We start from the raw sequence: 12661 nt of genomic DNA, 5'->3' as shown, positions 1-12661 counted from the left end.
AGGGGGACATGGCTCACAGGGATCATTTCGGCGACTACCAGTTGGACATCTACCGCGCCGGACTGCGCGGCGTGCTGCCAGCGCTGCCAGTGGATTTCGCCACGTTGGAAGCAAGGGCGACGGCGGCGATGCCACCTCACGTGCTTTCATACGTTCAGGGCGGTTGCGGCGACGAGTTCACGCAACGTGAGAACGCCGACGCCTTCAGGCACTGGGGCATGATTCCGCGCATGATGGTGGACTGCTCGAGTCGCGATTTGTCGATCGAGCTGTTCGGAATCAGATTCCCCTCGCCCATTTTCATGAGTCCCATCGGCGTGCTCGGCATCTGCACGCAGGATGCGCACGGCGATGTCGCTGCCGCGCAAGCCTCGGTCATGACGCAAGTTCCGTTGATGGCTTCCACGTTGTCGAACGATCCTTTGGAAACCGTCGCGACAACGCTCGCGGGAACGCCAGGGTTCTTCCAACTCTACACGCCAAAGGACAAAGACCTCGCAGCGAGTCTCGTGCAACGCGCGGAAGCTGCAGGTTACAAAGGCATCGTCGTCACGCTCGACACCTGGGTCACAGGCTGGCGCCCGCGTGATCTGAACGCGGCCAACTTTCCTCAACTGCGCGGCCACGTGCTGACGAATTATTTTTCCGACCCCGTCTTCAGGAGGCTGCTCGACAAGCCACCCGAGCAGGACCTGGCCGCCGCGGTGAGCAAATGGGGCAGCCTGTTTGGCAAAGTGCTGACGTGGGCGGATCTGCCCTGGCTGCGTTCGCTCACCAAGCTGCCGCTGATATTGAAAGGCATCTGCCATCCCGACGATGCGAAGCGCGCCATCGATGGCGGCGTCGATGCGATCTTCTGCTCCAATCACGGCGGCCGGCAGGCCAACGGCGGCATCGCCGCGATCGATATGTTGCCCGACGTCGTAGCGGCGTCTGGTTCGACGCCCGTGTTATTCGATTCGGGGATCCGCTCTGGAACGGATGTTGTCAAAGCGCTGGCGCTCGGCGCGCGCGCAGTCGGAATCGGACGCCCGTATGCCTATGGCCTCGCACTCGGCGGAGCAGCCGGCGCGGCGCACGTGTTGAAATCGATCCTGGCCGAGGCCGACCTGCTCATGGCGGTCAACGGCTATCCGACCATTCGTGACGTCCGCGCTGCCGGGGCCACGCGTCGTTGAAATCGCGATCCAGTTCTTCCAAATCTGGTCGGAACGTTCTGCTACACTTGCGCGCGGGTGTCGCCGAATCCGGTCGCGCGACAGGTTGATGCGCTGGTCGGGCCGCCACGCGGCTTGGCCGTGCCCATGAACATCGAAACCGACCCGCTCCTGCAGAAGATCGCCGCGGTACTCTTTGCCCTGGCCCTGCTTCACACTTTTTCTGTCAAACACTTCGAACGCCTGGCGGCGCGCTCGCCTCGGCATGCCGGGTTGTTTCATTTGCTCGGCGAAGTGGAAGTCGTGTTCGGCTTTTGGGCCATCCTGCTGATCGCATGCATGGCACTGGCCGCGGGCAGCGACGATGCGATCGCTTACGCCGAGTCGCGTAACTACACCGAGCCGCTGTTCGTCTTCGTGGTCATGGTGATCGCGGCCTCGCGCCCCATCCTGTACGCAGTGGAGGCGACGCTGCGAGCGACGGCGCACCTATTGCCTCTGCCGACGCCTGCAATGATCACTTGGCTGAGTCTCGCGATCGTGCCGCTGTTCGGCTCGCTCATTACCGAGCCCGCCGCGATGACCATCGCAGCCTTGATGCTGGCGCCACAGGTGTTTCAACGGAACGTGCCCGAGCGCGCCAAGTACGTGGCGTTGGGCGCGTTGTTCGTGAATGTTTCCATCGGCGGCACCCTGACCTCTTATGCCGCGCCACCGGTGTTGATGGTTGCATCCACCTGGCAGTGGGACAGCACGTTCATGCTGGTCAACTTCGGCTGGAAAGCCGCTTTGGTGGTTTTGATCAACGCGACCGTCGCAACCGTCGTACTGCGTAAGCATCTGCACTCGGTCGCGGCGGACAAAGCCGCCTCGCGCCCTACGATTCCGCTGCTGGTAGTGCTCGTGCACGCTCTGTTCCTGACCGGCGTCGTCATGTTTGCGCATCATCCCATCGTCTTTCTCGGCTTGTTCCTGATGTTCCTGGGCTTCACGCAGGCCTACGAAGCGCACCAAAGCCCGCTGATCGTCAGAGAAGCGCTGCTGGTCAGCTTCTTTCTCGCAGGCCTCGTGCTGTTGGGCGGCATGCAGCGCTGGTGGCTCCAGCCAATCGTTTCCGGCCTCGAACCGCTCGCGCTGTTTGGCGGCGCGGTGGCGCTCACCGCGATCACAGACAACGCCGCGCTGACTTATCTCGGCTCCTTGATCCCAGACATCAGCGACCAGTCGAAGTACATGCTCGTCGCTGGCGCAGTTGCGGGTGGCGGACTGACGGTCATCGCCAACGCCCCCAATCCCGCGGGCGTGGCGTTGCTCAAACATGGTTTTGCGGACGAGACCATAGGCGCGGGCGGACTTTTCCTTGGCGCCCTCGGGCCAACGCTGCTGGCGGCCGCGGCGTTCGTTCTGCTGTGATAACGACCTCCGCACATTTCTGACGTCGCCTTCGAGCGACCCGCGGAGGCTGCCCCTGTCGCCGCAAGGGTGCAGGTAAAGGAACCACCGGACTGCGCGTAGACTGCCCCCTCGTTCAGGGCTTCTCCGATGGGATCGAAGCGCCCGGACTTGTAACGTCCGCCGTTGACCCCGGCCTCCGGGAACGGCCCATGCGAGTGCATCCCGCCAACGCGGGACTCACGCAGAAGTATGAGGAAACCAAATCATGACCGAGATCCGTCGATGATTAATTTCAACCGCATTTCCGCAGCCGGCGCCGCGCGTCGTTGCCTGCTCGCCGCGGTTGCCGTCGCGTCCGGCGTTGCTCCGCTGGCCGCAGGCGCTGTTTCTGTAATTCCTGGTGCGTCCACCCATGGCATCACCACGCCGGCGGGGCGCGGTGGCGCCGTCCATCGTGTGACCAATCTCAACGACTCCGGCGCCGGCTCGCTCAGAGCTTGCGTGGACGCGAGCGGTCCGCGCACGTGCGTATTCGAAACATCGGGCACTATTCGTTTGTCTGGCGACCTCGTGCTGCGCAATCCATACATCACGATCGCGGGCCAGACTGCGCCGTCGCCAGGCATCCTGCTGCGGAATGGCGGCTTGTTCGTGCGCACGTCCAACGTGCTCGTCCAACACATTCACGTGCGTCCCGGTGACGATCCCGGCGGCGAGCCGGCAGGCAACCGCGACGGCTTGAAAATTTCGGGCGCGCCCGGCACCACCATCAGCAACATCGTCATCGATCACTGCTCCTTCAGCTGGTCGATCGACGAAATCGCGAGCGCGTGGCAGAACTGGAACAACGTCAGCCTGACGAACAACATTTTCGCCGAGCCGCTGCACGACTCCATCCATCCCGAAGGCGAGCACGGCTACGGCGTGATCTTCGGGCCGGTCGACGGCAACATCACGCTCGCCGGCAATATCATGAGCGGCGCGAAGTCGCGCAATCCGCTCACCAACGCAAGGCGGACCGTGATCGTCAACAACGTCATCTACAACTGGGTGAACAAAGCTACCGAGTTGCAGAGCCAGAGCGGCGAGGCGACCAACAACTCGATCGTCGGCAACGTGTATATCAAGGGGCCCAACTATCAGCAGGATGGCCCGATCTCGATCCGCGCCGACTCGACGCGGCTGCCCTCCGGCAGCAGAGTGTTCGTTTCCGGCAACGATGCCGAAGGTGTGACCGCCGATCCATGGTCGATCGTCGGATCGGTCTACGGTACCGTGACCGTGACGAACTTCAGGTCCACGTCGCCCGTGGCCTGGCCGGCGGGCTTCACGACACTGCCGACGGCGAACGATGTGGCGCTGAACAGCGTGCTCAAGTTCGCAGGCGCGCGGCCGGCGGATCGCGATTCGGTCGACACGCGCGTCGTACAGCAAGTGCGCAGTCGCACCGGCTCCTTCATCAACTGCGTGTCGCCGAACGGCACCGCACGTTGTAACAGGAACGCCGGCGGTTGGCCGAGCTATCCGGAAAACCGGCGCGCGCTCGAACTGCCGGCCAATCCGGACACGGTGACCGCCAGCGGTTACACCAATCTGGAACTGTGGCTGCACGGCATGGCAGCCGACGTCGAAGGCCGCTCGCGCCGCTCGCCCGAAGCGCCGGTGCTCAGCAGCCGATAACTTTCTACCTCCTGGGATAGGAATCCCGCAGCGTCTGCACGCCTCGTGCTCGAGGTGCGCAGACGCTTTTTTTTGCCGTCAGTTACAGCTCGAAAGCGAGTTGATCCATTCGCGGATCAACGCGACACCCGCCGTATCGACCCGCGCGCCGAGACCATTCGGCGGCATCGCATTGGGATCGTCCCGCAGATTCATGCGTGCCGGTATCACAGAACGATCGGCCGCACCGGGCGCGATGAGCCGCGCGTTGGCGATGCCGAGGTCGCCGAGTCCGGGCAGGGCGTCGCAGGCATTGGTATTTGCAAGCGCCGTCGAGTAACGCAGATCCATGTTGGCCGTCGTCGGGCCGCCGGGCCGATGACACTGCGCGCAGTTGGTGTGCAGGTACGAGCGTGCTCGTTCGCTGAGCGTGCCGCCCGTTCCGGTCGGATCGGGATACGGCGTCTCGGCCGCGGGATTGGCGATCGGCGGCGACAGCGTATTGATCGAATTCAGCGTGAACAGCTGATGCCCCGTGCGGCCCGTCTGTGGATATGTGATGTTGGACGCGAGTTGTTTCGTCTCCAGTCCGAGTGAGCGCCCCGCGGTCTCGGTGTGACACTGCAAACATTGCGCTTCGCTGGGATAGATCCAGGTCTGAGCGCCCACCGTCACCCGCTTACCGCCACGAACCAACGTGGCATCCGTGCCCTGCGCGTTCCATTCGTAGGTATACCCTGCCCAGACGCCGTCGGGATGCCGCATGAACAGCCGCGTCTCGATCAAGCGATCGTCGAGACGGAAGTTCTTCATCAGCACCGTGCCGTTGGGGAAATCCCAATCGCCCTCGGCGCCGACGACGATGTTTTGACCGTCCGGCAATCCGATCCAGCGCTCTTTCGCAGCGCCGTCGGACCAGAATGGCGCCGTGGGCGTGTAGGGAATGAGCCCGCTCGCCGGGGCTGTGTGATCAGTCGCACTCACGCAGCCGGTGGCGGAGAGTTGCTCGGGAACGCCCGGGCCACCTCCGGTTCCTGTGGCAACGATCCTGTGGATGTCGCCTCGCATGTTCACGACATACAACTCACCGTCGGGGTCTTCAGCGAACGACGAAGGGTTCAGGCCCGAGTCGTATCCTTCGGTCACCGTCACCGTGGGCGCGGTGTCGTTGGGAAGGCTCCAGATCCGTCCGCTCACGAAATCGGCGAAGAAATAGCGACCGATCAGGCTCGGGAATGCGCTACCCCGATAGACATAGCCCCCCGTGACCGCCTGGCCGAGCTCGTGGGTGTACTGGGCGATCGGCGGCAGCATCGTACCCACCGGCGTGCCGCAGGTCCGGCCCGTGTTCTGCGTACCCTCGAAGCAACGCCAGCCATAGTTGCCGCTGCGGACCACGCGATCCACTTCCTCGATCTCTCTTTCGCCGACATCGCCCACCCACATGTCGCCGGTCTGACGATCGAAACTCCAGCGCCAGGGATTACGAAGCCCCCAGGCCCAGACCTCGGGACAGTTCTGCGGGCCCGTACCGTTGACGTTGCAGAGCGCGGTGCTGGCGGCGAACGGATTGTCAGAGGGGATGCGATAGAGCGCCGAGCCTGTCGTACCACGGATGTCGATGCGCAGGACTTTGCCCAACAACGTTCTCAGGTCCTGGGCGTTGTTCCCCGTGTTGCCGTCGCCGGTGACGAAATACAGATAACCGTCGCGGCCGAAAATGATATTGCCGCCGTGGTGATGCACCGAACCCTTATAGATCGTCATGACGATGCGCTCGGAGGCGGGATTCAGCGTGAGTCCGCCGTCGGGCGAGGTGAATTCGGAAAGATGAGTGTCCGGTCCGCCGCCATTGCGATCCAGGCTCGTGTACACCAGGTACGCGCGCGGAGTCGTAGGGAAATCGGGGTGGAACGCCATGCCGAGCAGACCGCATTCGGCGCAGGTGGAATCGACTCGTGCGCCGATATCCAGGAACATGGACGAAGTCGCGACCGCCGGATTGTTTTCGAACACTTTCACCGTGCCGTAGCGCTCCACCACGAACCAGCGGCTTCTGTCGTTGGGCGCCTGGATCATCAGCAGAGGATTTCTGCTGACACCGGCGGCGTCCCGGAATCTCAGGTTTGGAAACACTCGTTCCGTCGCGATGCTGGCGCTGCCCGTCGCGCGCGCTGGTGCGATACAAGTCGTGTTACTCGGTCGCGCGTCCAGCCCGGAGGTCGGCGCGGGTGGATTCGGATCGGGCGGATTCGGCGGATTGGGAGTCGGCGGATTCGGAGCCGGCGGATTGGGCGGCCCTGGCGAGGTCGGCGGCGGCTCCCGCGTACCCTGCCCGTCGCCATCTCCGCTGCTACCGCAACCGGCGATCAGCAAAGCCAACGACAACACGAGACCCGCTGAGTATCGAGCCTGAGCCATGGGCGCTGCCTCGTTATGCGACCTAGTTATATTGGGGTCACCCGCGTTCAGTACTGCTACGCCTGACGAATCGAGTTCGTTCCGCAGCAGCAATTCGAATGTTTCCAGACGCTGTGGCTCGAGCAGCGCAGGTTTCGCCAGGCAGGCAGATGTTTAATAAAAGTTTGTTATAAAAATTATAAGCGCCTCGAACGCCGTCTGTTGCCCGGAAGCTACGTCGAATTTCTTGTCAACTTTGTCGACAGCCGGCGCGATGAAGTGTCGCGCCGGTCGTCGCTCGCGGCTTAGAACTGGTAGCCGATGCCGAACGTCGTCTCGAACGTGTTCAAGGAATCGTCGAAGCGATCGACGACCTTGTCCAAGTAGCGATAGCGCGCATCCAGCCGCAGCGAGACGCTGTCGGTCACGAAATACTTCGCGCCTACGCCCGCGTTCACAGTGAAGCCGTTGTCGTCATCGATTCGCACCGGACCCACGCCGCTCACCGTTCCAGCGATCGGCCGATCGAGATCGGCGCTCGCATAACCGAGGCCCGCGAGCACGTAGGGCACGAACCGTCCGCCCGGATTGAAGTGATAGACCGCATCGACATCGAACGTGGTGAGATCGAGGTCGGTATCGCGGCCAGGCAGACCCGTGACCGCGGTATTGGTCTGTCCCAATGACAATTCAAGGCCCCACGCATCGGTAAAGTTATATCCGTAGCGCAAGCCATAAGTGACGTCGTCGTCGAGCTCCGGCGTGCGCCCGCCGATTCTGCGATCGGTCACGTCGTCACCGAACGCCTCGCCGACATACGCATGAACTTCCTGGCTGCCCGCAGTCACCTGCGCCATCGCCGGCACGGCGTTCAGAGCAAGCGCGCTCAGTGCAGCCACTCCAAGAAGACTTTTCTTCGTCAACATCGTTCTACTCCTAAAGATTCTTTCACCATCGCATCGCTGCGACGTGCAGTGAGAGTGCGCTCGCAAGCCACTGCGATAAATCCGTCGGCGCAGAAGAACGTGTTGCTCTGGATTCAACAATGCCTGGGGAACTTGCTACGAGCCACGCAACTGTGGTCCTAGACAAGTTCCCATGAGTTGTGATGGGTCTCGCGCTTAGAGATAGTTCAAACGGCGCAGCCTGGGCACCAGGAACTGATCCAGTTTCGATGCATGCGTCTTCAACGCGCTCGCGCCGCTCGTCAGCTGCGTTTTCTCGCGTGCGATAGCGCCACTCTCGTCTTGTTGGAACGTGCGGAGGAAACGCGGCGCGCGATGCACATCCGCAGCCGCTTCGAATCCGGACGCTACACGTATCAGCGTTGGCTCGCTCCAAGCGGACGCCATGAACGTGATGCCGACCGGCAGCCCGAACACGTAGCCTGCGGTGACGCTCACGAGCGGATAACCTGCCACGGCCGCGAAGCCCGAGCTGCCGAAGAGGAATGCATCGCCATTAATGAGATCCGTCGGCCAGGCTGGTGAGTTGGTCGGCGCAACTATCGCATCGAGATCGTGCGCGGCCAGCACGGCGTCGATGCCCCGCTCCGCTGCGAGTTGCGGACCACGCACCAGCGCCTGTTGATATTCCGACTCGCTGAAGACGTCAGACTCCGCGAGCTCCATCAACTCCTGGCCGAAGAACTTGAGCTCGCGATCCGCATGCTCGATGTTGAACTGAATTACATCGGCCAGCGTGCTCACTGGCACGCCAGAACGCGTCGAGAGGTACGCGTTGAGATCGCGCTTGAACTCGTAGATCAGCACGATGAGCTCCGACTGATCGGCGTTGAACTCGTCGAACGACGGAAACTCCACGGGATCGATGACCACTGCGCCCGTATCGCGCATGACCTGCACTGCCTGCTCGAATACTTCGTCCGTTTCAGTCGTCGCGCCGGTGAACTGGCGCGCGATGCCGATGCGGGCTCCCTCGAGTCCGTCTGATTTCACAAACTGCGTGTAGTTGCGGGAGAAATTGCCCGCGCTGGCTGCGGTCTTCGCGTCTCTCGGGTCAACGCCAGTCAGTGCGCCGAGCACTGTGGCAGCGTCAGCGACGCTGCGGCCGTGCACGCCTACTGTGTCTTGAGTATCGGAGATCGGTACAACACCCGCCCGGCTGGTGAGCCCGACCGTTGGTTTGATGCCGGCCACGCCGCACTGTCCTGAAGGACACACCACCGAGCCATCCGTCTCTGTGCCCAACGCCACGGTCGCGAGCGCCGCCGCCACGGCAGCCGCCGAACCCGAACTGGAGCCGCATGGATTGCGATCTAACACATGCGGATTGCGACACTGCCCGCGCACGCCGCTCCACCCGCTCGAGCTCTGAAAGCCGCGGAAGTTTGCCCACTCACTGAGATTGGCCTTGCCAAGAATCACCGCGCCCGCATCTCGCAGCCTCTTCGTCACCGTTGCATCCCGCAACGCCGCCGCTCCCGCAAGCGCGAGCGAGCCCGCGGTCGTCTGCATGCGATCGGCCGTATCGATGTTGTCTTTCAGAAGAATGGGAATTCCATGCAAAGGACCTCGCGGTCCCTTCCGATGCCGCTCCTGATCCAGCTGCATGGCGATTCGCCTCGCCTCCGGATTGAGCTGCACGATACTTCGCAGATCGAGCCCTTTGTCGATCGCCGCGATCCGCCGCAAGTAAATTTCGACCAGCTCGGCCGAGCTCAAACGACCCGCCGCCATTTTCGATTGCAGCTGTGAGATCGATGCGCCGGCGATATCCCGATCCCCATCGGGATCGCCCCCGCGCTCTTGGCCTTCCGTGCTCGTTCCCGCGGCGCTGCTATTGGACCATCCCGTCAACGCCGCTCCGCCCGCCAGCGCGCCTGCCTGTAAAAACGAACGCCGGCTTACCGCGCCGGTCTGATCAGCTCCCTGATCTTGCGTAGGAGATTCCGACTCGCTCGGACGCTGGTCCGCATGCACATCGCGCTTTTGCATGTCCGTCTCCTGCTGTCGTGTTAGGAGCGGCTCTTATATCTCGCGCGGCGCTGGGAAAATATCCGGAACCGATGGACACGCCGGGCATTGCTGCCGTTTTGTCACTTCCCGCTCAGTCTTCCCCGCGGCATCCCGATTCCAAGGATGCTTCTATCTTCATGAGGCAGGTCTGATAGATCCCTCTGAGTCGTTCGTCCTGCGTAGTCCCGATTAGCCGCTTGAGCCACCACCGACCGCGCAGTGCTATCGGCTCATCGTCTCGTGCGCATAACTCGATGAGGTCCGCGCAGAAGCCACTCTCCTCCGGGGCGCCGTGCTCGAGGTAGTAGAAGTACATGGCGACGCCGAGCTTGACGGCGGCACGACATCTCTCATCGATATCCTTATTCCCAGCCTGCAACTCAACCCGGTGCGTTCCACCCGCCCCTAGCTGAAACAGCAGTTCGAGAGCCCATGGCCGAGCCGATTCGGTACAGTCTGACAACACCGAGAGAACGCATGGAACGGTGTGCTCCGCGGCCTCGTAGAGCGCACCCTGGACTATGACGGTGTTATCGATTCGCCAGTACGCGCGCGTCGCCTCTTCAGAGGTTTTCGCATCTCGAAGACGCTCAATCGCCGCGGGCACTCCTTCAGCACTTCCTGCCGCGCGTAGCGACTTCCAGTCGAACCTGAGACTCTCTGTCAACGGCATGGCAGAAGCTCCCTGCGCACTCACAAACTTCTTCCAAGATGTTCTGAACTGGTGCACTCGACTCTTCGAACCGATCCGCCACTCGGATCCGATCCGAGGCGCTGTCAGCGAGGTCCGTTACGGGCTTCCCAGTTCCGGATAGACGGAATAAACGACGCGCTCGATATCATCCGCAGGGACGCCGATCGCGGCCATCCGGGCGACGGGCTCGACATCCGTGGCGGATGGATCGTAAATAACTTCCATGGCGCAGCGATCCCCGGAAGCAGCTGCCTCCGGGGATCTTTTAGTATTAGTTCGAGTTCTCGACAATGAACGCCTTGGTCGTCTCCCCGAACTTGCCCATCGAGCCCGGGTGCACGTACATCATGTGTCCGGCTTCGTAATATTCGATGTGCACGTTACGACGCAGCTCGGGCGTGATGTTGAGATGGTCGATGGCCGACTTTACCGTGCCGTACGGGCAGGCGAGATCGAAGTAGCCCTGCTGCACCAGAACCTTCATCTTCGGATTCATGGTCATCGCGTAAGAGATATCGGGCAGCACGTTCGCGTACGGAATCTTGCGGCCGTTCGAATCCGGCTGCACGTGGCCGATGTCCCAATCTTTGTAGAGGCCGGCTGAGAGCTCGTACTTCAGCTCGGACACCACACCGAGTTCGCGGCGAGCATAGTCGTTGAATGTAGCGACGATCGCCGGAGCCACGGCGCTCGCATAAGGATCGAACGCGGTGGTTTCAGCGAGGCGGCTCGGCATGCCGGCGGCGAAGCGCGAATCGATGCGGCCGATGGTCTTGCCTTGAGCGCGCATCAACTCTTGCAGGAAATGATTTTCGTCCAGGCGCAGGTTGGCCGCATCCCAGTATTCAGCGCTCACGCCGGTGTAACGAGCGAGACCTTCGAGCGCTGCACGTCGCTCCTCGGCCGTCGCGCGTGCGCCCTTGTACAGCACGGGGTGATAAACAGTATCGATCCACTGCTCCACCTCGCGCAGGAAAGGTACGAGCTCAGGCGGCTGCGGATTGAGCGCCTTGTGATACCAAGCCGTTGCGGCATACGTAGAAAAGAAATTCGCGTCGCCCGCGTCGCTGTTCAGGCCCGCCGTGCCGGTGACGAAGTCCAGATAAGGCGACACCAGGATGATGCCGTTCAAGGCCACGTTGTGCCGGGTCAACAGATCGTAGGTCACGCCGCCGGTGCGGATACCGCCGTAGCTTTCGCCGAGAATGAACTTGGGACTGCCCCAGCGCTGGAACTCGCCGAGGTATTGCACGATGAAATCGGAGACCGACTTGATGTCGTTGTCCACGCCCCAGAACTGCTTGCCCTCGGCCTTGCCGACCGGGCGCGAGAAGCCCGTGCCGACCGGATCGATCAGCACCAGGTCGGCGCGATCGAGGAAAGTGTATTCATTGTCCACCAGTTTGAAGGGGCCGCGCGTATTGCTCGCGAGATCTTCGAGCACGGCGCGACGCGGGCCGAGGATGCCCATGTGCAACCAGGCCGAGGCCGAGCCGGGGCCGCCATTGTATGCAAACACAATGGGCCGCGTGCGCGCGTCCTGGCCCTGACGGACATAAGAGGTGAAACCGAACAGCGCGATGGGCTCGCCCTTCTCATCTTTCATGAGCAGCGTGCCGGTCTTGGCTTCATAGTCGACCGCCTTGCCGGCGATTTTGATCTGGTGGCGCTTGGTCCACACCTTGGGTTCGGGGACCGGCTTCTCCTGCTTGTCTTCCTGCTGTTTTTCCTGCTCCACCGGCAGCGTGGTCTGGGCCGCGCCGGCGACCACCGGCGCCGCTAGCGAAAAGAATGCAGCGAGTGCGGCGATGAGGCGATAATTTTTCATCAGGCGTCCACCAGTCGTGATTCAGGGGGACGCAAGTATATTGCGAGTCATCTTGGGGCACATGACAGATATGTCAGGCCCGGTTCAATCATTTCTTGCGGCTCGCCTCCTCGCGACGCGCCGGGCCGACTTCTCGCACGTCGGTATCCGATTTTCCCTCCGCCAGATCGCGCCTCGCACGCCGCGCCAGCTTCCGGTAATCGTCGCGGATCCGGTCCAGGTCTTTTTCATCCAGCTCTTCCAGATCCAGCAGCGCCAGATGCGCGCCGTCGATGGAGCGGAGCAGTTCGTCGAGCTTGATCTGCAGCGCCTCGGAGTCGCGGTTCTGGGTGTTTTGAATCAGAAACACCATGAGAAAGGTCACGATGGTCGTGCCGGTATTGATCACCAGCTGCCACGTATCGCTGAAGCCGAACAACGGCCCGCTCACAGCCCAACCGACGATGATCGCCACGGCGGCGATGAACGCACTGGGCCGCCCCGCCGCCCGTGACGCCGCCTGGGCGAATCTGGCAAATCCGGATCTCTTCTTATCTGCACGTTTGCGCAT

At 62.2% G+C, this 12661-nt stretch carries 10 protein-coding genes; 3 read left to right on the top strand and 7 right to left on the bottom strand.

The annotated features are described in order from the left end of the window. Window positions 1-8: 8 nt before the first annotated feature. The 3 genes from VGD45_RS13250 to VGD45_RS13240 all read left to right on the top strand — a co-directional run bounded on the left by VGD45_RS13250 (window position 9) and on the right by VGD45_RS13240 (window position 4232). Entirely contained in the window at window positions 9-1178 is a 1170-nt protein-coding gene (locus tag VGD45_RS13250; protein WP_331155789.1) for an alpha-hydroxy-acid oxidizing protein, read from the top strand. A gap of 126 nt (window positions 1179-1304) precedes the next feature. Next, the gene (locus tag VGD45_RS13245) at window positions 1305-2570 is read left to right on the top strand and encodes a putative Na+/H+ antiporter (RefSeq protein WP_331155788.1); all 1266 of its coding nucleotides are present in this window, start codon (window positions 1305-1307) and stop codon (window positions 2568-2570) included. Between the two features lie 264 nt (window positions 2571-2834). Then, entirely contained in the window at window positions 2835-4232 is a 1398-nt protein-coding gene (locus VGD45_RS13240; RefSeq protein ID WP_331155787.1) for a hypothetical protein, read from the top strand. A 78-nt stretch (window positions 4233-4310) separates the two neighbouring features. Here VGD45_RS13240 and VGD45_RS13235 read toward each other — a convergent pair whose 3' ends face one another. The 7 genes from VGD45_RS13235 to VGD45_RS13205 all read right to left on the bottom strand — a co-directional run bounded on the left by VGD45_RS13235 (window position 4311) and on the right by VGD45_RS13205 (window position 12661). Further along, entirely contained in the window at window positions 4311-6632 is a 2322-nt protein-coding gene (locus tag VGD45_RS13235) for a PQQ-dependent sugar dehydrogenase (protein WP_331155786.1), read from the bottom strand. A 284-nt stretch (window positions 6633-6916) separates the two neighbouring features. Beyond that, on the bottom strand, window positions 6917-7537 hold the full coding sequence (locus VGD45_RS13230; protein ID WP_331155785.1) for a porin family protein: 621 nt from the start codon (window positions 7535-7537) through the stop codon (window positions 6917-6919). Window positions 7538-7732: 195 nt separating this feature from the next. Continuing rightward, entirely contained in the window at window positions 7733-9568 is a 1836-nt protein-coding gene (locus VGD45_RS13225; RefSeq protein WP_331155784.1) for an amidase, read from the bottom strand. Window positions 9569-9680: 112 nt separating this feature from the next. Continuing rightward, window positions 9681-10262: a hypothetical protein gene (locus tag VGD45_RS13220; RefSeq protein ID WP_331155783.1), complete on the bottom strand. Its 582-nt coding sequence runs from the start codon at window positions 10260-10262 to the stop codon at window positions 9681-9683. Between the two features lie 117 nt (window positions 10263-10379). Further along, entirely contained in the window at window positions 10380-10508 is a 129-nt protein-coding gene (locus tag VGD45_RS13215) for a hypothetical protein (protein WP_331155782.1), read from the bottom strand. 46 nt (window positions 10509-10554) lie between these two features. Then, on the bottom strand, window positions 10555-12111 hold the full coding sequence (locus VGD45_RS13210; RefSeq protein ID WP_331155781.1) for a S10 family peptidase: 1557 nt from the start codon (window positions 12109-12111) through the stop codon (window positions 10555-10557). Between the two features lie 88 nt (window positions 12112-12199). Then, the gene (locus VGD45_RS13205; RefSeq protein ID WP_331155780.1) at window positions 12200-12661 is read right to left on the bottom strand and encodes a low affinity iron permease family protein; all 462 of its coding nucleotides are present in this window, start codon (window positions 12659-12661) and stop codon (window positions 12200-12202) included.

The organism is Steroidobacter sp. (genome assembly GCF_036402275.1).
Taxonomy (GTDB): domain Bacteria; phylum Pseudomonadota; class Gammaproteobacteria; order Steroidobacterales; family Steroidobacteraceae; genus Steroidobacter.
The sequence above is the reverse complement of the archived record's forward strand: the minus strand, read 5'-3'. Positions and strand labels throughout refer to the sequence as shown.